General features: G+C 34.8%; 22 protein-coding genes and 1 riboswitch. Of the genes, 16 read left to right on the forward strand and 6 right to left on the reverse strand.

Annotation, left to right across the window (positions count from 1 at the left end; translation table 11 throughout):
- Nucleotides 1-203: 203 nt before the first annotated feature.
- Complete coding sequence (locus AC0UBM_RS03485; protein ID WP_475687657.1) at nt 204-671, forward strand: hypothetical protein; 468 nt, start codon at nt 204-206, stop codon at nt 669-671.
- A 189-nt stretch (nt 672-860) separates the two neighbouring features.
- A complete protein-coding gene (locus AC0UBM_RS03490; RefSeq protein ID WP_475687658.1) occupies nt 861-1,166 on the forward strand; it encodes a hypothetical protein in 306 nt (101 codons plus the stop codon).
- Between the two features lie 98 nt (nt 1,167-1,264).
- Here the strand turns inward: AC0UBM_RS03490 and AC0UBM_RS03495 are convergent, their stop codons facing one another.
- The gene (locus AC0UBM_RS03495) at nt 1,265-1,882 is read right to left on the reverse strand and encodes a TetR/AcrR family transcriptional regulator (RefSeq protein WP_475687659.1); all 618 of its coding nucleotides are present in this window, start codon (nt 1,880-1,882) and stop codon (nt 1,265-1,267) included.
- 161 nt (nt 1,883-2,043) lie between these two features.
- On the opposite strand from AC0UBM_RS03495, the gene AC0UBM_RS03500 reads away from it, so the two are divergent.
- From AC0UBM_RS03500 to AC0UBM_RS03530, 7 genes are all read left to right on the forward strand, one after another.
- Entirely contained in the window at nt 2,044-2,577 is a 534-nt protein-coding gene (locus tag AC0UBM_RS03500) for a hypothetical protein (RefSeq protein WP_475687660.1), read from the forward strand.
- A gap of 31 nt (nt 2,578-2,608) precedes the next feature.
- The gene (locus AC0UBM_RS03505; RefSeq protein ID WP_475687661.1) at nt 2,609-3,238 is read left to right on the forward strand and encodes a hypothetical protein; all 630 of its coding nucleotides are present in this window, start codon (nt 2,609-2,611) and stop codon (nt 3,236-3,238) included.
- Between the two features lie 367 nt (nt 3,239-3,605).
- A complete protein-coding gene (locus tag AC0UBM_RS03510) occupies nt 3,606-3,809 on the forward strand; it encodes a hypothetical protein (protein ID WP_414034511.1) in 204 nt (67 codons plus the stop codon).
- A 334-nt stretch (nt 3,810-4,143) separates the two neighbouring features.
- Entirely contained in the window at nt 4,144-4,524 is a 381-nt protein-coding gene (locus AC0UBM_RS03515) for a hypothetical protein (protein ID WP_475687662.1), read from the forward strand.
- A gap of 490 nt (nt 4,525-5,014) precedes the next feature.
- Nucleotides 5,015-5,824 carry an alpha/beta hydrolase gene (locus AC0UBM_RS03520; RefSeq protein WP_475687663.1) on the forward strand — a complete coding sequence of 270 codons (810 nt, stop codon included), beginning with the start codon at nt 5,015-5,017 and terminating at the stop codon, nt 5,822-5,824.
- A gap of 121 nt (nt 5,825-5,945) precedes the next feature.
- Nucleotides 5,946-6,077 carry a hypothetical protein gene (locus tag AC0UBM_RS03525; RefSeq protein ID WP_414034508.1) on the forward strand — a complete coding sequence of 44 codons (132 nt, stop codon included), beginning with the start codon at nt 5,946-5,948 and terminating at the stop codon, nt 6,075-6,077.
- A gap of 69 nt (nt 6,078-6,146) precedes the next feature.
- Entirely contained in the window at nt 6,147-6,935 is a 789-nt protein-coding gene (locus AC0UBM_RS03530; RefSeq protein WP_475687664.1) for a toxin-antitoxin system YwqK family antitoxin, read from the forward strand.
- 148 nt (nt 6,936-7,083) lie between these two features.
- Here AC0UBM_RS03530 and AC0UBM_RS03535 read toward each other — a convergent pair whose 3' ends face one another.
- The 5 genes from AC0UBM_RS03535 to AC0UBM_RS03555 all read right to left on the reverse strand — a co-directional run bounded on the left by AC0UBM_RS03535 (nt 7,084) and on the right by AC0UBM_RS03555 (nt 13,600).
- Nucleotides 7,084-8,451: an NAD-dependent succinate-semialdehyde dehydrogenase gene (locus AC0UBM_RS03535; RefSeq protein ID WP_475687665.1), complete on the reverse strand. Its 1,368-nt coding sequence runs from the start codon at nt 8,449-8,451 to the stop codon at nt 7,084-7,086.
- Nucleotides 8,452-8,456: 5 nt separating this feature from the next.
- Nucleotides 8,457-10,127, reverse strand: coding sequence for an acetolactate synthase large subunit (locus AC0UBM_RS03540; RefSeq protein WP_475687666.1), 1,671 nt, complete (start codon nt 10,125-10,127; stop codon nt 8,457-8,459).
- A 23-nt stretch (nt 10,128-10,150) separates the two neighbouring features.
- A complete protein-coding gene (locus tag AC0UBM_RS03545; RefSeq protein ID WP_475687667.1) occupies nt 10,151-11,083 on the reverse strand; it encodes a DUF302 domain-containing protein in 933 nt (310 codons plus the stop codon).
- Between the two features lie 135 nt (nt 11,084-11,218).
- Nucleotides 11,219-12,517 (reverse strand): Na+/H+ antiporter NhaC family protein, encoded by a 1,299-nt coding sequence (locus tag AC0UBM_RS03550; RefSeq protein ID WP_475687668.1) that lies wholly within the window; start codon nt 12,515-12,517, stop codon nt 11,219-11,221.
- A gap of 47 nt (nt 12,518-12,564) precedes the next feature.
- Nucleotides 12,565-12,663, reverse strand: a riboswitch (SAM-I-IV-variant riboswitch).
- A gap of 202 nt (nt 12,664-12,865) precedes the next feature.
- Nucleotides 12,866-13,600 carry a flavodoxin family protein gene (locus AC0UBM_RS03555; protein ID WP_475687669.1) on the reverse strand — a complete coding sequence of 245 codons (735 nt, stop codon included), beginning with the start codon at nt 13,598-13,600 and terminating at the stop codon, nt 12,866-12,868.
- Between the two features lie 349 nt (nt 13,601-13,949).
- Between AC0UBM_RS03555 and AC0UBM_RS03560 the strand changes: the two genes are divergently transcribed.
- The 7 genes from AC0UBM_RS03560 (at nt 13,950) to AC0UBM_RS03590 (ending at nt 21,284) form a co-directional block, all read left to right on the forward strand.
- Complete coding sequence (locus AC0UBM_RS03560; protein ID WP_475687670.1) at nt 13,950-15,257, forward strand: MFS transporter; 1,308 nt, start codon at nt 13,950-13,952, stop codon at nt 15,255-15,257.
- A gap of 179 nt (nt 15,258-15,436) precedes the next feature.
- Nucleotides 15,437-17,470 (forward strand): ATP-binding protein, encoded by a 2,034-nt coding sequence (locus AC0UBM_RS03565; RefSeq protein ID WP_475687671.1) that lies wholly within the window; start codon nt 15,437-15,439, stop codon nt 17,468-17,470.
- 5 nt (nt 17,471-17,475) lie between these two features.
- Nucleotides 17,476-18,117: a response regulator gene (locus tag AC0UBM_RS03570; RefSeq protein WP_475687672.1), complete on the forward strand. Its 642-nt coding sequence runs from the start codon at nt 17,476-17,478 to the stop codon at nt 18,115-18,117.
- 319 nt (nt 18,118-18,436) lie between these two features.
- Nucleotides 18,437-18,856: a hypothetical protein gene (locus AC0UBM_RS03575; protein WP_414034498.1), complete on the forward strand. Its 420-nt coding sequence runs from the start codon at nt 18,437-18,439 to the stop codon at nt 18,854-18,856.
- A gap of 28 nt (nt 18,857-18,884) precedes the next feature.
- Nucleotides 18,885-19,502 carry an SIMPL domain-containing protein gene (locus tag AC0UBM_RS03580; protein ID WP_475687673.1) on the forward strand — a complete coding sequence of 206 codons (618 nt, stop codon included), beginning with the start codon at nt 18,885-18,887 and terminating at the stop codon, nt 19,500-19,502.
- Between the two features lie 43 nt (nt 19,503-19,545).
- Nucleotides 19,546-20,226: a Lipl32 family lipoprotein gene (locus AC0UBM_RS03585; RefSeq protein WP_475687674.1), complete on the forward strand. Its 681-nt coding sequence runs from the start codon at nt 19,546-19,548 to the stop codon at nt 20,224-20,226.
- A gap of 269 nt (nt 20,227-20,495) precedes the next feature.
- Complete coding sequence (locus AC0UBM_RS03590) at nt 20,496-21,284, forward strand: DUF3050 domain-containing protein (RefSeq protein WP_475687675.1); 789 nt, start codon at nt 20,496-20,498, stop codon at nt 21,282-21,284.
- Nucleotides 21,285-21,295: the final 11 nt, after the last annotated feature.

Below are 21,295 nucleotides of genomic sequence, written 5' to 3' on the forward strand. Positions count from 1 at the left end.
TTGTCTAGGGTAATACCTTGAACAGGAAGAGTATAACAGCAGTATAAAAATGTTGAAATCCTTAAAGCATAAGTGATTATGGTTTATATTTGTTTAAAATCTATTGCTATTTTACGTTTTGATTACAGGTAAACATAAGATGTTGGAACGCGATGTTTTATATTAGCTATCAAAACGGAATTGCAAATAAATAGACATTAAAAATGAAAAAAGTAATTATTCTCTTACTCGTAATACTTCCAATGATTGCTTGCTCGGAAGAGACCGATTGTTGTGTTAACGCAGACATTTCTCTGGATATTACATACCTAAATGCAGAAGGCCTTAACCTATTTGAAATAGAACAGGGGTATAATGTAGCGGATATTACGGTTTACCATAAAATAAACGGAGAATGGGAAGTCTATTATAAAGGCAATTTAGATGCTCCAAAAGGAATCACTATTGTCGAAGGAGCCCACGGGACATATTTGTCGCTTTCACCAAGCACGACCTTAGACCAAAACAAGCAGTCTGGAACTAAAATTCAATTTTCAGCATCGGATTCCGATATCATTAAAACCGAAATAGACCAAAGTCATTCCAATACCAGCATAACTAAAGTATGGTATAACGATGTGCTAGTATGGGAAAATCACGACGCTAAAAGCATGATTGAAATAATAAAATAAAACAGTTTATGCGTCATATAATGAAGTGCAACGCATAAAGTATAAAAATATGTCTTAGATTAGTGAATAATCATGGAGTCTGTGCACCTTTGTAACAGCTCTTTGTTAAGCATATCTATTTACAAGCGCATAAAACGAAACAGTAATAGGGTAGCCACTTTAGGCTCAAAAAATAATACACCCAAAAATATGAATGAAATAACGCCTCCACAAAACCAAAGCACAGAGCAACACGGACAAACTTTTATAGTCACCCAAAATCAATCTAATGGAACGGCCATAGCCGGATTTGTGATCGCTTTACTTGGTCTATTCTTAGGGTGGATTCCTATTTTCGGTTGGTTTATTTGGATTATTGGGTTTATTTTATCCTTTGTGGGCATGTTTAAAAATCCAAAAGGATTTGCCATTGCAGGACTTGTAATCTCGTTTTTAGGTTTTATTTTAATGATTTTCCTTTTCGCAGGATTAGTTGTTTTAGGGAGTCTAGCCTAAATATTGGGCTCAGCAGTAGAAACTATAAAACGGAGTTAAAAATACTAACGTGTACTACAGAAACAGGACGTCCCTGCGTACTACCAATTTACAATACACTACATCTTCTGAAGTATAGTGCTAATAGCGTTTTTAATGCGTTGCATGCCTTCTGGCTGATTGATATCGATTTCACAGAATAGGGTGTCGGTAGATTTTGCATGAAGCACCATATAATAAATTGCGGCAACCAATATGGCCGATACGGCGCGTATGTCTTTGCCCTTATACTCTTTATCGGCCAAGGCGAAGACTTTAGAGCCTAAACGCTCACGTTCTTCGCAAGCTTCGTACATAATCTGAGACTTTTCGCTAATTTCCCAAAGTATTATTTTTTGCATTTCGGCGTTATTGTAAAAATACTCTAACTGATTTTGAAGTATCTCATCAATCATTTGTTTGGTATCTCTTTGTGGATTGTCCGCAATCATGTCCGCAACTTTCCCAGAAGCGGTAGTCCAGTAATCTTTCTGTCTTACATAAGTCTCTACCAAATCTTCAACCGACTCGAAATACGTACTAATTAACCTACGACTTAAACCTGCAGCTCTTGCAATATTGGTAGCCGTTAATCCGGTGTATCCTTTACTTTTAAGCACTTTCCCTACTGCCTGAATAAGCTTCTGTTTAGAGCGCTCTTTGTTATTGCTTTCACCTTGGTATTTTTTTCTTGTCATGGTAAACGTATTCGATAAGTAAAACGTAAAAATATGTATTATTTACTAAATATAAGGTTGCAGGATGAAGTGTAATAATAAAAAGATATATAATTATCCCAACAACGGGAAAAATAGTTATATTTGTAATTATCAACTAAAAAAAACACAAAAGACACACTATGAAACACACCATATATCTATTGGCATGTCTAATATTAAGTTCAGTTGTAGTTTCATGTGCGTCTGATGACGATATGGATTATAAATCTGATTTTGAAACTAGTAAAACCGCATGGAATGATTTTAAAGCAGCGTCAAATAACTCGTATATCTACGTGACTTATGGCGGATCTGTATTTACATCTTATGGTTGGGAGACCACTATTACCGTATCGGACGGGATTATTATACAACGTGATTTTAAATTTACGGCAGGGGCAGAGGAGCATATTCCCGTAGCCGACTTAGAGTGGACCGAACATGAAAACGAAATTAATAGTCCAGAACACCACTATACTAGTGCTACTGTGGCCAGAACTTTAGACGAAGTCTATAATATCTCTGAACACGATTGGTTACTAAAAAGAACGGATGCTAATTCGTATTTTGAGGCCGAAAACCAGGGATTAATCTCTACGTCTGGTTATGTTAAGAAAACATGTCAAGACGATTGTTTTGTGGGGATCACTATTAAAAGCATAGAAGCGTTGTAAAAACGTAGGGTTAAGAGGTAAAATAAATACTATGAAACTACACACTTTATTAATTGGTTTATGCTTATGCCTCGCAACGATATCTTGCAGCTCCGACGAGACCACCACCATGGAACAAGAAAACAGTTTAAAAGCGTACGAATTAATGTCTTTAGAATGGAAATTAGACACCAACAACGGACAAACCATAATAGAAAAAAAGCTTCCTGAGTTCTATTTTAGAAATGATTCAGACACTATCATGCAAGTTGTTATAAATCCGTTAGAAAATCTTTTAGGTAATTCCAAATTTGTTTTTAATGATTCTTTGAGGTTTGCTCAACTCAATTACCCAGAAATACAGGTCTTTATTCCAGACGAATTAAGCCTATTATCGGAAACCTACGGTACTTTATACGGGGGTACAGAAGTCCCTTTCAATCAAGAACCATCGGTGTTTCCTTTTTCCTATAATTCTACGAGTACCTATGCGCTAAATGGAAAAAGTATTTTAACTTCTAATTATACGGTTTTTTTCAAACAAAATACAGCAACCATCTTGGCTATTTTTAGAGAAACCACTACTGGAGAACGTTTAGAATTGGATGGCACCTGGACAGGTGTGTTTTTTAATAATATAAAAGTCGAAACTATAGCTAATGCTATAGATGTTTTAGACTGACACATTCGTAATTTAACGATGATAAATTAAAGGCACACTGAGAAACGAAATACAATTTGTCAGCAAGAAAATAGCGGATTTTAAAACAATAGCTTACACGTTCAAGAGATTGATTTTGTAAGCTTTTTTTGTGCTATATTCTATGAGTTTGTCCATATAAGCGTCATAAGCTAGTATTGTATCCGTTAACATGCCATGAAAAGGATGATTAACAGTACTATTTTCAACTCTACATCTATAGTTTGAGTTGTTGATTAGACATGAAATTAATAATTGTGTTGACTTACTTTTATAAAAAACCTAAAACTAATCTGTATTTAACCTGTATTGTAGAATATAAGGGCTACCTTAAAAAAAAGCAATAGATATGGAAGATCGTAACGATTTAAGTAAGCAAATTGTACTGGCAACTACAAAAATTCGAGAAGAATGTCCAGAATTGATAAAATTTATGGGAGAAGTACCAATAAGTTTTCAATCTACTGACGAAAAAGGAGTAAACAATAAAGAACTAAAAGATTATTTAAAGACATTAAACGATTTATTAGAATCTTATGAAAAAGAACATTAAAAAATACATACTATGACAATCCAAATAAATAGAATTAAAGGACAAAGAAGCGCACAAAACAGCACTAATTTTTTTACTGCTAAAATTACCCAATCCTTACAAAGATTAGAATCGCATATAAACCGTATAAGTATGCATTTAAAAGACTTCGATAAAAAAAATAACAGATTTAATAACATCTCGTGTTTTTTTAATGGGAGACTAGAACACATGCAACTAATTCCAATTACGAATCAACTGAACAGTCGACATACGGGTGAAAAAAGAGCTTTAGATCAGGTAAATCGTCTATAATAAATATGGGTAGTATCTTTAATTATTAAATCTTAAGATCATGAAAACAAATAGCAATTTAGGAATATGGATGGATCATTCAGTCGCAAATCTGATTGATATAAATTCGAAACACAAAGATCAATCTATTGTATCGCAATTTACTTCAGAAACCAAAGTAGATGCTTTAAACCGCAGTGAAAGTCTTATGCACAATAAAAGACAGCAAATGCAAGAAAAGTATTATGACAGAATTGGGGCTCAGATTTTAAAATATAAACACGTCCTACTTTTCGGACCTACAAACGCAAAAGTAGAACTGCACAATCACTTGAATAAGGATTCTCATTTTAAGAATATTGAAATCAATATGGAATCCTCAGAGAATATTACCGATAATGAACAACTCGCTTTTGTTAAAAATCATTTTGAAAACGTTTAAAATTCTTATATCAATCTAGGAGGGATAGCATTGTACTAAATAGATTGAACTGACAAACAGCTCACAACATTATAAATTATAACTGTTTATTTATTGACCTGGTTTTGGGACAGCTATAAGAAAGGTGAGTTGCTCTTGTTGGTGTAATGTATTAACTTGTACAAGTTTCAATGCCATGAATACCGCTCATCTTAGGACATACGTTTAACAATTATTAAATTTTAATACGTACTTTATATGTGTTTATAAAGTCTCTACACGCTGTATTTTACTTTTTGTACGCCTAGTCTTATCACAATAAACTATCTAATTTTTATGTCGCCTCTAAAATATTGTATATCAACTATAAACAGTATTTAAAAATTGTTTATTTTAGTGCTTTACCAATGCGAAGTACTGGTGTATGGCGTCTAATTCTTATCATTTTATGCACTAGGGATAGATACTTTTTAATCTTCAAATCGTTGGTATGTATTTAAAATACCATGTTATGAAAAATCTTATACTCTTGTTGTGCCTTACTGTTTTTACCATGAGTTGTAAGAATAAAGGCATAGTGTATAACGACCCCATTCCGGAACACGATAGTTTAACCATAAGTTCGAAGATTGTAAACGAAGACCGTGTTATTACTGTCTGGACACCCCCAAACTACGATAATTCGACAGACCAATTTCCGGTACTTTATATGCCGGACGGTGGCATAAAAGAAGATTTTCCGCATATAGCAAATACGCTTTCCAAGCTTATAAGTGAAGAAAAAATACCGCCGTATATTTTAGTGGGCATTGAAAATACAGAGCGTAGAAGAGATCTTACTGGTCCGACAGAAGTAGAATACGATCTTACAATAGTACCTCATCCAGGAGGCTCTAATAATTTTAGAGGATTCATAAAACATGAGCTTTTTACCGAAATCAATAACAGATATCGCACCACAGATAAAAGGGCGATCATTGGAGAATCTGTCGCAGGACTATTTGTTATGGAAACCTTTCTTTTGGATAATGATATGTTCGACTATTATATGGCTGTAGATCCATCGTTGTGGTATAACGAACAAAATCTGGTAAAGCATTTTGAAACACTAGCCAAAGCAGATTACGGACAGCAAAAGAAACTTTGGTTTGCTGGTTCTGATGCTGAAGACATTTCTACACATACCAGAACCCTAAATGAAAAATTAAAGCAATTAGATCTAGGATTAATTTGGACATACGCCGATGAACCCGAAGAACAACATAGTACGATTTTTAGAGCAACAAAAGAAAAAGCGATGATTTGGACGCTTAATGAATAAAAGACTTCCGGAGTTTTAGGTGTTAAAATAATGTGTTATGTTTAGCGTGTCGCTTCTTTTCATGGCAGGCATACCACTGGTTTTGACTCTGAATATGTTATTATATCAAAACTCAACATACATGGGGAAATTAGTAACAGTAAGAACCAGAGATATGAGCGAACCAATTAAAGACACTCTAGTTACCAATAGCATTCCTTTTGAAATGCCAGGTGCTAACTTTGCTGTTTATGACTATAAATATAAAACTTAGCAAACTTTATAATGTATAACTGCTGTGCGTAAATCAATATCACTCATGCCTCCTAAACATTTCTTCAAAATGACCTATACTACATCTGCTTTTTTAGCGCTACTAAGTGCCTCGTTTATGCTGTCTGCTACAAGTTGCAAAGAGCAACCGCAACAGACTCATACACTGCACGCCACTAATTCTACCGAAATAGATACAAACGCATTAGTTCCATTTAAGGACTATTACAAATCTGGATCCATAAAAACTAAAGGACAGCTGCGCGAGAATCAGAAAACAGGAGAATGGATTTCTTATTACGAAAATGGGGAACAGAAGGCTATAAACCATTACAAAAACAACGTCTTCCATGGCCATCAAAAAATGGACTATTCTCAAGAGCTTTACATGGAAGGTGAGTCTAAAGATGGAATAAAAGTTGGGATTTGGAACAGTTATTTTAAGGACGATAACCGTATAAAATATATAAAAGCATTCGATGATGCGGGTAATGCCTCAGGAGAATGGAAAAGCTATTACGATAGTGGCGAATTGTATAATGTGGAGCACTATTTAAATAATAAGCCTCATGGTATACAGACTACCTATTTTAAAAATGGCAACGTAAATAGTACCGGAACCATGAAGGAAGGCAAAGAAGAGGGAATGTGGAGTTATTATTACGAGGATGACACGTTAGCTACGGAAAAAACCTTTGTAAACGGTGAAGAAAACGGACCGTATAGACAATATCACACAAACGGTATGCTCCATAAAGAAGGAAACAAGCAAAACTTTAAAAATGTAGGAACTTGGAGCATTTACGATACGAACGGCGATCTGTTCGAAACCATGACGTACACCACTGAAACACCCTAATACGATTGGGGCGAGTTGAAGGCAAAAATTCTAGTAAAAAAAATACTTTACTGAAAACCCAAGTTCAATGCACTTGATGTTTTCAGTAAAGTAGTATTATAATCTATATAAATATAGACTACATGTTTAAACCTCTAAAGGTTCTAAGTTAATCTATCCAAATCGTTTTGGTATTTACAAATTCCTTGATTCCGTAACCAGAAAGCTCACGACCAAATCCACTTGTTTTAATACCACCAAATGGCAATCGCGGATCGGATGCCACCAGTTTATTCACAAAGCAACTTCCTGCTTCTAATTGTAAGGCTATTTTTTCACCTTTTTTCTTATCGCTTGTAATTACTCCAGCTCCTAAACCAAACTTAGAGTTATTGGCTAACTTAATAGCATGTGCTTCGTCTTTGGCACGAATTACAGAGGCTACTGGTCCGAATAATTCTTCATTAAAGGCTTCCATACCATCTTTTAAATCCGTTAAAATAGTAGCAGGGTAGTAGGCCCCTTTGCGATTAGGAATTTTACCACCTAAAATTAACGTACCACCTTGTTCAATAGTTTTTTCGACTTGCTTATGTAACTCGTCTCTTAGATCTAATCGGGCTAAAGGTCCGTAATATGTGTTTTCGTTGGTAGGTTCTCCCATTTTGACGCCCTCCATTTTTTCTTTATACAATTTTAAAAACGCATCGTAAATTTTATCGAGTACAATAATACGTTTTGCCGCAATACAGGTTTGTCCATTGTTTTGTAAACGTCCTAAAGTGGCTAAATCTGTAGCCTCTTCCAAATCGGCATCATCTAAAACAATATAAGCATCATTTCCTCCTAATTCTAATACCGTTTTCTTTAAGTTTTTACCAGCAATAGAGGCAACAGACTGTCCTGCAGGCGCACTACCAGTAAGGGTTACGGCTACAATATGTTTATGTTCTATAACGGCTTCTATAGCATCTGAAGCTACATTAAGGTTTGAGAAAATTCCTTCAGGAAAACCAACCTTAGTTATCGCTTTTTCAATAGCAAAAGCACAACCTTGCACATTAGAAGCATGTTTTAAAACTCCCGTATTTCCGGCCATAAGTGCAGGAGCTAAAAACCGAATGACTTGATAATAAGGAAAATTCCATGGCATAACGGCTAAGACCACACCTAACGGCTGAAAGGTGACATAGCTTTTTTCGGCTTCAGTTTTAACCGTGTTATCTTGTAATAAGTCTTTCGTGTTTTCTGCATAATACCGACATACCCAAGCACATTTTTCGACTTCTTTTCTCGATTGGCCAATGGTTTTACCCATCTCTGAAGTGGCTATTTCTGCATAATAATCGGTGTTATTTTCCAATTCATCTGCCAACTTATTCATTAATTGTGCACGCTTTATGTAGGATGTATGCTTCCATTCCTTAAAAACCTGATGCGCTTTTTCTATTTTTTGTTGCGTTTCTTCTACGGTTAAGCGGTTATAAACGGCAATTTTTTCTTCTGTCGCTGGATTTATTGAGATTGATTTATTCATGGTGTTTAAGATTTTAATTTTTCAGAAAATTCTTTAATAAGTACATTTAGTATCTCATGATTTAACGAATAATCGATAGCTAAATCGATAAGTTGAATGCCTTTAGAATGTAATGCGTTATCTAATGCTGTTTTAAATGCGTCTACCGAATCTGGTTTATACCCAACGGCACCAAAACTTTCGGCTAATTTAACAAAATCTGGGTTGGTATACTCCAGACCATATTTAGGAAAACCTTCGTCTTCTTGTTTCCACTCAATCATACCATATCCATTATCATTTAAAATAATAACAATAAGATCTAATTGTAGTCGAGAGGCCGTTTCAAGTTCCTGAGCATTCATCATAAAGCCACCGTCTCCATTTATAGAAATCACCTTTTTATCTGGATATAATTCTTTCACCATCATAGCCGATGGTAAGCCAGCGCCCATAGTAGCTAAGGCATTATCTAAAATTAAGGTATTTTGCATATACGCTTTATAATTTCTAGCAAACCATAATTTGTACATGCCATTATCTAAGGTTACAATACCATCTTTAGGCAACGTATCCCGCACTATTTTTACTAAACGTTGCGGAAGTATAGGAAAACGATTGTCGTCTTCGTAGGTGGTTAAGTGTTTGCACACATTATCTTTAACTCTAAGGAAAAACGTATTATCCCAAGATTTTGCGACTGGTTTTAAAGCTTCGGTAAGCTGATTGACACTTGTTGCAATGTCTCCGATAATATTTAAGTGAGGGAAATACAGCTGATCTATTTCAGCGGCGAAATAATTCACGTGAATCACCTTTTGGTCACGTTCTGCTTCCATAATAAAAGGTGGCTTTTCAATAGTGTCGTGTCCGATATTTAGGATTAAATCGGCTTTATTCACGGCTTCATGAAGAAAATCGTCGTTAGACAATGCGGCGGTTCCGAGATATAACTCGTGACGTTCATCAATTATACCTTTTCCCATTTGAGTATTAAAAAACGGAATTCCAATAGTATCTACAAAATCGGTAAGTGCTTTGCTTGTCCGATTTCTATTCGCTCCTGCACCAATAAGCACTAATGGTTTAGACGCTGCTTTTATTAACGTTACGGCTTGCGCTATGGCCTTTTGGTCGGGTATCGGTTTTCTATCGTCTACAACCTTAAATAATTTAAGTTCGTCCAATTTTTCTTGAGCGATATCTTCTGGTAACTCGATATGCACAGCACCGGGACGCTCTTCTTGAGACAGTCTAAATGCTTCACGAATCATAGAAGGAATATGATTGGCATGCGTAACCTGCTTGGTGTATTTGGTTAAGGGTTGCATCATTTCGACCACGTCGATGATTTGAAACTTTCCTTGTTTACTCTTCTTAATGGGTTTTTGCCCCGTAATCATGAGCATGGGCATGGCACCCAATTGTGCGTAAGCCGCAGGCGTCATTAAATTAGTAGCTCCAGGACCTAAAGTAGATAAGCACACGCCTGGTTTTCCGGTAAGACGACCATAAGTGGCAGCCATAAACCCGGCACCTTGTTCGTGCCGGGTGAGTATAAATTTAATCTGCTTAGATTTTCGAATAGATTCTAGAATATCTAAGTTTTCTTCGCCTGGAAGTCCAAATATATATTCGACTCCTTCATGTTCCAAGGCTTTTACAAAGACATCTGATGCTTTTAATTTACTGTCCATAATGGTATTGATTTAAATGACAATTACAATTCTGAAGCTCCAGAATTTGCGATGTTTTCTAAGGCTTGAGCTATAGTACTTAATGTATTGTCGTTATCATCTACATCATGACGATCGGCGATATAATACGGATCGTTGTATATAATATGTACGCTACTCTCAGCATCTTGATAGACTAACATTTTTTGAGGTAAATCTAAAGCCATGGTTCTAGAGTCTTCCATTAATGGAGTACCTAAAGCAGGATTACCAAAAATAATAAGTTTAGCAGGACCTAAGTCTAAATCTGCACTCTGTGCATTAGCCTGATGATCTAATTCTGCTATAATTGAAATAGGTTCTAAACTATTCAGTGTATTTATGATGTTGGAGTAGGTGGTATCGAAATCGTTCGGACTAGAAACAGAAATAATTCCTTTTGAAGCTGAATTTTCTATCGGATTTAAAGTCACCTCTTCTCCGGTAGATGCATTTACAATATTGGCCAATGCATTTCCAATCATATCGGTGGTCGACACCGTACCTAGACCATGTCTATTAATAATATAATCTATGGAATTATATGTAACAACAGTGTGATTATCCTCATCTGTATAAACCGAAATACGTTGTGGTAAATCTAATCCCGCTTGAATATTATCTTGCATAAGTGGTGTACCCAGTGCTGGATTTCCGAAATATACGGTTCTGGTATAATCTAAAGTTAAACCTGCGTTTTCGGCATTTGCAGTATGATTGACCTCGGCAACAATCCCGATGTTATCATTCGCATTTAAAGTCGCTATTAAGGCGTTGTATATGTTGGTTGGATCTTCATTCGTTTCTATGTAACCAATACCCGCGGTTTCTGGGACATCATTACTCGGAATTTCTCCATTATTATCGTCGTCGTCGTTACAAGCTAAAACTAAAAAGAATGCGCAACATAGTAGTGAAGTGATTGTTAATGTTCTCATGTGATCTATTTTTTCAATTAGAGCACAATGTAACACAGGAGTCTTGCAATCTTTAGCGCTATCGCTTATAATATTGACTGCAATAAACAGCGTGTAAAAGAGAAACAATCCTAATTTCTAAAGCGGTTCCACTTGTTATTTTGAAACAGGTTTAAAACCAATGAAGGCTACCGTGCACAAAAATAAAAAGAGTAAATACCAAGTGTTGCTCACTAAGTCGATGTAGTTTAAATCTTGGTTGGAGAAACTTAAAATCATTAATACCTGGGCTCCATAAGGCAAAAGCCCTTGAGTAATACAGGCAAAAACATCTAAAATTGATGCCGTATTTTTACGATCTAATTGGTATTCGTCGTTTATGGTTTTACTGATAGATCCAGATATAATAATAGAAACGGTATTGTTGGCAATCGCCATATTAATGCTACTTACCAAGACCGCTATACCAAATTGCGCAGACTTTTTATTCTTGATGAATTTTTTTATGTTGATTAAAATAAAATCAATTCCTCCGTTTTTTTCTACTAAGGCTGCTAGTCCGCCAGTAAGCAAGGACAATAAGAAAATTTCTGTCATGTTTGTGAACCCTTCATAACTAATTTTAGTAGCTTCTAACAGTGTAAAATCGCCATAAATAATTCCAATTACTCCGGTAAAAAGTGTTCCAATTAATAAGGTAACAAAGACATTTATACCGATAATAGAAAGTAAAATAATTAAGATATAAGGTAGAATTTTAATTACAGAATAATTGTAAACCACCAGTGCTGTATCATCTGCTTTTAGGTTTAAACCTTGAACAACTAAAATTATAAGCGTAATAACGGCCGCGGGGATGGCCAATTTAATGTTCTGTTTAAATTTATCACTCATTTTACAACCTAAAGATTGGGTGGCTGCGATGGTTGTATCTGAAATCACCGACAAGTTATCGCCAAACATACTACCTCCTAAGAGAGCGCCACATAAAATGGCTAAATCGGCTGTGCTTTTGTCGGCAAAACTCACAACTATTGGAGCTAAAGCAACAATAGATCCTACCGAAGTTCCTGTAGATAAGGATAAAAAAGCAGCGATAATAAAAACGCCCGCGTAGATGTATTGAATCGCAATATAATCTAATCCTAAATTAACAATGGCATCTACACTTCCTGTGGCATCGGCTACTGCGGCGAAAGCACCAGCAAGTAAATATATAAGGCACATGGTTAATATTTTATCGTCGCCACATCCTTTTAGTAGGGTTTTAATTTTAGAATCTATGGATTGTCTAAACATTAAAAAGGCAACAATAATACCGGCAATAACGGCTATTGGAGAGGGAAGTGCATAAAAATCGTTTTGATAAATACCTACACCTAAAAACGTAAGTATGAATACAAAAAGCGGAATTAACGCTGAAAATTGAGGTGTTCTTTTGGTAATATTTGCCATCTTATAGTCGTTTTAAAAAGAGCATAGTAGCAAATAAGTAGAAAATATGATTTAACATTTGTTCCAAATAATTGGCCTATCTATTTAGCACCTTGCTTGTTAATGCAGGTTGCTATCTCTTTTTATGGAGATTCTTGATAATTATTTTAAGCCGGCAAAAGTAATATATAAATCCATATAGCATTATTAAATTACGTTAATTTTCAACGCCAAGATTTCATCTTAAGAATATTGCCACTACCTATAGATAATTTTGACTCTATATTTTAGGAAATAACAAGGCATAAAAAAAGCTTTAATGTGATCTGTACAGACCGCATTAAAGCTTTTACATTTTATATTAAAGTATTATCTATATTCAGGATTAGAGAAATTCCATCGGGTTCCATCGTCCCAAGCTTCTCTAGAATTTCCGTAAGCTGGGTAACCATCTTGAGCTTTTAACATTTTAGCTAAATGCATTAAATTGTAACTCATAAAGGTTGTATTTCTGTTGGTAAATTCGGAGTCGTGACCTACAGGCGGATCGATACTTTCGCCTTTCCATTCGGTATCTCCATAACTAGGTCCAGGACCTACAGAACCAATCCAACCGGCATCGGCTTGTGGCGGAATGCTATATCCCAAATGTTGCAATGCGTAGAGCACACCCATAGAACAATGTTTTACACCATCTTCATTTCCTGTTACGATACATCCTCCAGCTTTTCCATAATATACATACTGACCTTTATCGTTTTGATAACCACTCATCGCATATAAACGTTCGATTAATTTAGAAGCAATAGAAGAGCGTTCTCCCAACCAGATTGGTGTTCCGATAACGAGGATATCGGCATCGATAATCTTTTTATAAATATCCGGCCACTCATCGTAATCATATCCTTCTTCAGTCATATCCGGTTGTACACCAGCAGGAACATCGTAATCTGCTAAGCGTATAGTTTCAACAGAAACACCTTCAGATTTCATAATATCTATGGACACATCCATGAGATTTCGAGTATGACTTATCGAGGGGGATTTCTTTAAAGTACAATTTACAAATACGGCCTTTAAGTTGCTAAAATCTATTTTCTTCATGATTTATATATGGTTTTGTTTGAGTTGTATGTTCCGTATTAGTTGATTGATTTACTAAAATAATTTGACATCAATTAGCCTTTCAACACCAATTACGTTTTCAAAGATTCACAAGTTAAGGCATGTATATACCACGTGTTACTCCATTTAATCCGATTATTAACGTAGATGCTTTCGCGTTATCTAATTTACTAAAATTAACTCGTATTTTGGTCAATCTAACTGATTTTAAGCACTAATTGCTATGGTATAAATGAAATAATGCCTCGTTCACGATTGCATAAAAAAGGAGTATTTCATGTCTTGCACTAAATTAAAACTGTTACTTTTAAGGTCCTTAAATTATATCATGTCAGTTTCCAATAAATTTTCGTTCATCAACCCAAACAAATTTCCTTTTTTCTATGGTTATATCGTCCTTTTTATAGGAAGTATTGGCGTTCTTGCAAGTATTCCTGGGCAAACAGTAGGTGTGTCTGTTTTTACAGATCCGGTAAAAGATGCTTTGGGGCTAAGTCGTAATCAGTTTAGTAACGCCTATATGTTTGGGACTTTACTTAGTGCTTTCTTTGTATCAAAAGCGGGTATTTTATTCGACCGCTTTGGCGCACGCTATGTGGCTTTTTTTGCAACCTTGGTTTTAGGAATTTCGTTAATGCTATGTGCGGTTTCTGTTCAGATTAGCGAAGGCATTAAAAGCATGCTTAATTTAACCACGTGGATTGTACCTTTTGGGGTGATGTGTATCTTGTTTTTCTTTATTCGTTTTAGCGGACAAGGTGTGTTAACCATGGCATCTAGAAATATGATTATGTTATGGTTCGATAAAAACCGAGGAAAAGTTAACGCCATAAGTAGTGTTACTGTATCCTTAGGATTTTCCAGTTCGCCTTTGGTACTTAATTACCTGATAGAACGTCACGGGTGGGAGCGCAGTTGGCAGATTTTGGCCGTGTGTTTATTTATATTTAGCTTTTGCATTTTACAATTGTATCGCAACAAGCCAGAAGATTTTAATTTGGTACCCGATGGTGTTCAAAAACGAATAAAGAAAGCGGTCGATGCACCCAAAAAAGTACTTAAAGATTTCACTTTAGATGACGCTAAGAAAACCCGGGGCTTTTGGATGTTTGGTTTAACTTTAGCTTTCAATAGTTTCTTTGCCACTGGGTTTACTTTTCATGTGGTTTCTATCTTTGAAACTCAGGGGTATGATAGAGCACATGCCATTGCTATTTTTATTCCCATTTCCATTATAGCGTTATCCGTATCTACCCTATGTAATATTTTAAGCGATTACATTAATCATAAAATATATTTGTACGCCATGTTAGGCGCAGGCGTATTGGCATCTTGTGGTTTGCTGTTTTTATCTCACCCGATGGGTGTGTATGCGTTGGTAGTTGGTTTAGGACTTTTAAGCGGATTATTTGCAGTAATTAATGCGGTAACCTGGCCTAGATACTATGGCCGATTACATTTGGGTGCCATAACTGGAAAAGTGATGAGTTTTTTGGTTATTGCAAGTGCTGTAGCCCCGAGTTTATTTAGTTACTGTTTTTCTACGTTTGGCTCTTATAGTTATCTTGGTTATATGGCGTTGGCTTATTTGTTATTTTTAATCTTAGGCTCATTGGTTGTTAAGAATCCGCAGTAAAGCGTTTAGAATATCTATGATTTACCAAACATATATTGTAAAACGCTATCGTTTTTATAAAACGTTTAAACCACGGTATTCGGGGATACTTATATGTGCTACATTGCCTACATTTGCGCATGCTTTTTAAGCTCCAACATATAGTTATCTTTTTGTGTCTCTGCTATACGTCTCTATGTATGGCACAAACGGCGACGGTTATTGAAGCTGAAAATAAAAGTATAGATTCGCTATTCTATTATTTAAATAACGGTTCGGACAAAAAAGCATATCAGGAAGCTCACCGGTTATTGCCTACGTTTAAGACTAATAAGGCAATCGTGAATACAAATCTACTTTTGGCTTACTATCACAACAGATATGCGGCGATAGATTCTTCTATTTATTATACCCAAAAAGCCCTTAAAAGCAGAACCACTGTAAACGATTCATTAAGCATACGGTTAACTATTTTAGCTTATCAATTACTCGCTATAAATAACAAAAATAAAGGCTTATATCACGAAAGTAAAAAATGGCATATTAAAGGAGCAGAACTAAGTGAAACCCATAACGAAACCAATTTATACTACACCCATATACACGGATTAGCAAGTACGTATATTGCCTTAGGAAAGAACACTGAAGCCTTAGAACTACTTAAAAGATGTATTAATAATGCTAAGGATGAAGAAATTATTTTAGGAAGCTACATTAACCTGGGTTCTATTTATTCTACCTTAAATCAGTATAAAATTTCTAATACGTATTTACAAAAAGCTAGGGAGATTTGCGTAGAAGACCCGAATCAAAAGCAAGCCTTAATTAACGTCTTAATAAATATAGGCGATAATTATGTGAGTATTGGCGAAGCCGACAACGCCTTGCATCAATTTTACGAAGCCAAAAAAATAAGTTATGAAAATGGGTTCCAAAATCTAGATCTTATTATTTCAGATAAAATTGGTACCGTTTTATATAATGAAAAACGAAATACCGACGCCCTTTTAATCTACACCAGTGCATTACCAAAAGCAATGACTTTAGGGTCTCTAGATGTTTTAATGCATTCCTACTTTATGTTAGAAAAGATTTCGGCTAGAAATAGCGATTTTAAGAATGCTTACCATTACGGTAAACGTTATTATTTGATAAAAGATTCTATTGAAAACTCTCAAAAAGAGCAAGAAATTAATAGGTTAGAAGTCCAATTTGAAACCCTTGAAAAAGAGAAAAAAATTAAGTTATTGGAGATTGAAAACTTAAACAAGAGTTTAAATATTAAAAATAAAGATGCAGATATAGAGAAGTACAAACTGCAACAAGCCATAATTGCTAAACAAAACGAGAATCAGGTTTTACAATTTCAAAATAAAGCTGAAAAACGTCAAAACGAGATTGCCTTACTCAAAGAAAAGGAAGCCTTAAAGGCGGTAGAATTAGATCGCGAAAAGACCATTAAATACGTGGTACTAGTTGCATTTTTCATTCTTCTTGTACCTATTGTGGCCCTTTTAATTATCTACTACCAAAAACTACAAGCACAAGGGTTGCTTAATTTAAAAGAAAAAGAGATTAACGAACAGCGCGTTAATTCACTAAAAAAAGATCAAGAATTAAAGCTTATTAAAGCCTCTGTAGAAGGACAAAATCAGGAACGTAAAAAGATTGCGCAAGAAATGCACGATAGTGTTGGAGGTAATTTGGCGGCGATAAAATTACAATTCAGTCAGCTTAAAAATCATCCTGAAAAAATGGCTTTAATTTACAGTCAGTTAGACGATACCTACGAGCAAGTGCGTAACCTATCGCATAATTTATTACCTAAGAAAATTAGAGAAAAACACCTTGTCTTTTTAATTAAGGAATATATTTACACGGTAGAAGAGGCGAGTAACATACGTGTGAATCTGTCGTTTTTTGATGAGGATAAAATTAACACCTTAAATAAAAACTTACAAAACGAATTGTTTTCCATATTTCAAGAATTAACCACCAATACGCTTAAATACGCCCAAGCCAATACTATAGATATTCAGTTAGACCTTTTAAATGCCTGTATCTTTTTTGTATATGAAGACGATGGAATTGGGTTTGATGTATCGAAAACCAGATTAGGTATTGGCTTAACCAATATAAAACAACGAGTAGAAAATTATAATGGGACTTTACATATAGATTCTATACCCAATCGTGGTACAAGTATAAATATAGAAATTCCCTTAAACGCATAATTAAAATGAAGCATAATCTTATCATAGCCGACGATCATAAAATGTTTTTAGATGGTTTAATAAGTATACTAAGCACAGAAAGTGATTACCATATTGTATACACTGGAAAACATGGAGGCGACGTGCAGAAATATATTTCTATAAATACCGAAGAACAAATAGATTTGGTTATTACCGATGTAACCATGCCCGAAATTGATGGTATCGCTCTTAATAAGTGGATTAAAAACAGCTCCAGAAATATAAAAACCTTAGTGGTGAGTATGCATAACTCGGCCGATATTATAGACGATCTTATCGCGAATGATGTAGACGGATACCTTCAGAAAAATGCACAAAAAGAAGAATTTCTAAAAGCGATTAAAACCATTTTGGGTGGAGAAAAATATTTCTCTCGAGAAATTAAAGATATCTATCTTAAAAACAAATTCGAAAAAAATAAAGATCAGGACATTAAACTTACAAAGCGAGAAGTGGAAGTGATCTCCCTGATCGCAGAAGAATTTACCACTCAAGAAATAGCCGATAAGCTCTTTTTAAGTAAACACACTATTGAGAGTTACCGGAAAAACCTGATTACTAAACTAAATGTGAGAAACCTAGCAGGGCTCACCAAATACGCCATTAAAAAAGGGTATGTTTCTTAAAAACTATACTTAAATCAGACACCAAAAGGTACTATTCAAAATAGTACCTTTTTTATTTTATCTGTCCGCAGACTTAACATCTAGTTTAAAGTGAGAACATCCAAGTCTTTGCGCTATAACCAATAACAAATAATGTATTTAAAATCAGTAAAATAAGGGTTATGCTCCCTGTATTCAGGGATATTTAATTTCACCTAATAAGGGGTTAAACAGCAGAGACTATTCGTCTAATTTTGCTTCAGAATTTGAAACGCATCTCAATAATAGATGATGTGTTTATTCAAAAAACTAAACAACATTTAACCTTTAAAAACACATTATGATTTTCGGAATTACACTTATTTTATTAAGCATTATCGCAGTACCCTCTTTATTATTATCAAAAAAACCTAATGCCAAGGAACTCTTAGAAAAAATAGAACCTTATCAAGGTTGGATTGGATTAATATTCTGCTTTTATGGCGTTTGGGGTATAGTGTTTTCCATACTAAACTTAGGATGGATTTCTACATTTCCAATCTGGTGGGGAACCTTATTGGCAGGAAATATCATTCAAGCGGTTTTAGGCTTTATGCTTGGCTTTAGCTTAATTAACAAGTATGTCTTATCTAAAAACGAAATGGCTATAGAAAAAGCGGTGATTCTTAGAGAAAAATTGGCCCCAAAACAAGGAAAACTAGGTCTAATTGGCTTATGTGTTGGGGTTTGGATGATAGTCGCTAACATTCTATTCTTTTAAAAAATTAAACATTATACACTCAATTATTATGAAAAAGATTATCTATTTAATGCTCCTATTGATTACAGTGCCAAGTATGGCGCAAAACAGTAAAAATACAATTACGGTTATTGGAGAAACAGAAAAACATGTGACCGACGACAGTTATACCATTCTAATAGCTTTACAACAAGTTATGGTGTACGAGGGACAAGGCGAAGTTGAAGCGACCTCTTTAGATGTGGTAAGAGAAAATTACATAAAAAAGACAGCAGAAGCAGGCATAGATTTTAACAAATTTAAAAAGAACACACATTATGAATTCGCCATGTCGTATTCACAAAACAGGGAAACTGCGTGTTACTATTTAAAAACCTCAGACGAAGCTGAAGTTAGAAAAATAGTGAAATTAAAATCTGCTGGAATGTCTGTAGTCAATGTCGATGTAGAAACCAAAGATTTAACAAGTCAAGAATTGGTAGCACTTTCTACAAAAGCTATCGCTAATGCAAAAGAAAAAGCAGAGGCTATGGCTAAACAATTAAATAAAAAAGTTGGGGAAATTGTTAGCATTAACGATACAAATAGCAGTGAACAATATGTGCAAAGTTATGGCACTTTACCTACACAAATCCATAGTGTATCTGTGTCTTTCGAATTACTATAAAATTACAAATGTCTATATATTAACATAACACCAAAACACAAAAATGAAACTTAAATTACTAGTATTATCAGTATTCGCTGTCTGTTCTGTTTTTAACGCAGAAGCACAAAAATTAAAAAAGTTTGGAAGTTCAATAGAGAAAAAAGTTGGACCTAAAACCATTCAAGTGCCTTACACAGACGTTATTTCTTATTTAGGCTACGCGGCTGCAGGTAATGAAGATGAAGTGGTAGATGGTAAAAAATTCTATTACATATACTTATGGATTCCTGCTGTAGCACCAGAACTTGGCGTTAGAATGTTATCGCCTGTAGCTAAAACAAAAGTAAAAGATGCTATAGAATCGGCAGCTTATCTAGACAACGCATCATCTAGCGATTATTTTGACACGTATATTACCTTAGAACGTTCTACTATTTTTACTAAAGACGAGATTTCTGAAGAGGCTGTAAAAAGCGCAACGTGGACTAAACTTGCGAGTAACGACGATAGTACTGAAATGCCAAAACAACCAAGCGGCAGTAGCTATAATTCTTTATTAAGATACCAAAGCGAAGTTGGAAACCCAACAAAAGCATTAACTGTTGGTTTATACCGTATTGGTTTTACAACCTACAAAACAGGAGAAGTTAACGGAACATTCTTAGCCGAAGTGGCAGCACCAGTAAAATTACCGGGAGTTGTTATGGCTAAAACTATTGAAGAATTAAAAAAAGGATTATAACACACCTTAGACATTTGTATTTTAACTTACACCGCTTTATATAAAGCGGTGTTTTTTGTTTATAGAATTTCTAAATCATAGTTAGAACTTAAATTGTGCTGGTGTATTTGCTGAATTTTTAGGATTTTTCGGACACTCTATCAATTTTTAGTAATTTAGACCCTTGTTTTTAGAAGGCGTCTTACATGAAAGCATGTTCTATAATACATATTACATTAATATACTTAATACAACAGCATTAAGAAAACGACATAAAAGAAAAGAATAGAATGAATAAAGTAGAATACATTGAAAGTGAAATTTCTGAATTAAGAAATCAATTACAAAACCATAAACTGTATAATAATCTTAATAGCATAGACGATATTAAGGTGTTTATGGAAAATCACGTATTTGCAGTATGGGATTTCATGTCGCTTTTAAAGAATCTTCAAATCAATCTAACTTGCGTACAGACACCGTGGACACCACCAAAAAATGCTACTTTAGCCAGATTTATAAATGAAATTGTTCACGGAGAAGAAAGCGATATAAATGAATTGGGCGAACCAAAAAGTCATTTTGAAATGTACTTAGATGCCATGAAACAATTGCATGCAAGTACAGATGAAATTAATAATTTTATAGCACTTATAGGAGAAGGGAATTCGGTTGAATATGCTCTAAACGAATTGCCTATTGATCCCAGAGTAGCCGATTTTGTGAGATTTTCATTCTCCATTATCGACACCAATAAACCTCACCTTGTAGCTTCGGCATTTACATTCGGACGAGAAGATGTAATTCCTGATATGTTTATCGAAATTCTTAAAAATTCAGATTCTGAAAATAAACGCTATAACAAATTAAATTACTACCTGGAACGCCATATCGAATTGGATGGCGATGAACACGGTCCGTTATCTCTTAAAATGATTTCAGAATTATGCCAGGAAGATGACCAAAAATGGGAGGAAACTTTAGATGTAGCCAAACAAGCGTTACAAAAACGAATAGAACTTTGGAATGCAATTTCCGATGTCATCGCGCAAAACAATCTGGCATGTAATCCTGCTTAAAAGGACTAATA

The organism is Formosa sp. F44 (genome assembly GCF_056238645.1).

Excerpts from the sequence above, each read along its gene's own strand:
- AC0UBM_RS03585 (WP_475687674.1), top strand. The coding sequence starts at position 19,546 with ATGAAACTTAAATTACTAGTATTATCAGTATTCGCTGTCTGTTCTGTT.
- AC0UBM_RS03570 (WP_475687672.1), top strand. The coding sequence starts at position 17,476 with ATGAAGCATAATCTTATCATAGCCGACGATCATAAAATGTTTTTAGAT.
- AC0UBM_RS03505 (WP_475687661.1), top strand. The coding sequence starts at position 2,609 with ATGAAACTACACACTTTATTAATTGGTTTATGCTTATGCCTCGCAACG.
- AC0UBM_RS03560 (WP_475687670.1), top strand. The coding sequence starts at position 13,950 with ATGTCAGTTTCCAATAAATTTTCGTTCATCAACCCAAACAAATTTCCT.
- AC0UBM_RS03540 (WP_475687666.1), bottom strand. The coding sequence starts at position 10,127 with ATGGACAGTAAATTAAAAGCATCAGATGTCTTTGTAAAAGCCTTGGAA.
- AC0UBM_RS03490 (WP_475687658.1), top strand. The coding sequence starts at position 861 with ATGAATGAAATAACGCCTCCACAAAACCAAAGCACAGAGCAACACGGA.
- AC0UBM_RS03535 (WP_475687665.1), bottom strand. The coding sequence starts at position 8,451 with ATGAATAAATCAATCTCAATAAATCCAGCGACAGAAGAAAAAATTGCC.
- AC0UBM_RS03575 (WP_414034498.1), top strand. The coding sequence starts at position 18,437 with ATGATTTTCGGAATTACACTTATTTTATTAAGCATTATCGCAGTACCC.
- AC0UBM_RS03545 (WP_475687667.1), bottom strand. The coding sequence starts at position 11,083 with ATGAGAACATTAACAATCACTTCACTACTATGTTGCGCATTCTTTTTA.
- AC0UBM_RS03525 (WP_414034508.1), top strand. The coding sequence starts at position 5,946 with ATGGGGAAATTAGTAACAGTAAGAACCAGAGATATGAGCGAACCAATT.
- AC0UBM_RS03565 (WP_475687671.1), top strand. The coding sequence starts at position 15,437 with ATGGCACAAACGGCGACGGTTATTGAAGCTGAAAATAAAAGTATAGAT.
- AC0UBM_RS03500 (WP_475687660.1), top strand. The coding sequence starts at position 2,044 with ATGAAACACACCATATATCTATTGGCATGTCTAATATTAAGTTCAGTT.
- AC0UBM_RS03530 (WP_475687664.1), top strand. The coding sequence starts at position 6,147 with ATGACCTATACTACATCTGCTTTTTTAGCGCTACTAAGTGCCTCGTTT.
- AC0UBM_RS03590 (WP_475687675.1), top strand. The coding sequence starts at position 20,496 with ATGAATAAAGTAGAATACATTGAAAGTGAAATTTCTGAATTAAGAAAT.
- AC0UBM_RS03520 (WP_475687663.1), top strand. The coding sequence starts at position 5,015 with ATGAAAAATCTTATACTCTTGTTGTGCCTTACTGTTTTTACCATGAGT.
- AC0UBM_RS03550 (WP_475687668.1), bottom strand. The coding sequence starts at position 12,517 with ATGGCAAATATTACCAAAAGAACACCTCAATTTTCAGCGTTAATTCCG.
- AC0UBM_RS03510 (WP_414034511.1), top strand. The coding sequence starts at position 3,606 with ATGGAAGATCGTAACGATTTAAGTAAGCAAATTGTACTGGCAACTACA.
- AC0UBM_RS03485 (WP_475687657.1), top strand. The coding sequence starts at position 204 with ATGAAAAAAGTAATTATTCTCTTACTCGTAATACTTCCAATGATTGCT.
- AC0UBM_RS03495 (WP_475687659.1), bottom strand. The coding sequence starts at position 1,882 with ATGACAAGAAAAAAATACCAAGGTGAAAGCAATAACAAAGAGCGCTCT.
- AC0UBM_RS03555 (WP_475687669.1), bottom strand. The coding sequence starts at position 13,600 with ATGAAGAAAATAGATTTTAGCAACTTAAAGGCCGTATTTGTAAATTGT.
- AC0UBM_RS03515 (WP_475687662.1), top strand. The coding sequence starts at position 4,144 with ATGAAAACAAATAGCAATTTAGGAATATGGATGGATCATTCAGTCGCA.
- AC0UBM_RS03580 (WP_475687673.1), top strand. The coding sequence starts at position 18,885 with ATGAAAAAGATTATCTATTTAATGCTCCTATTGATTACAGTGCCAAGT.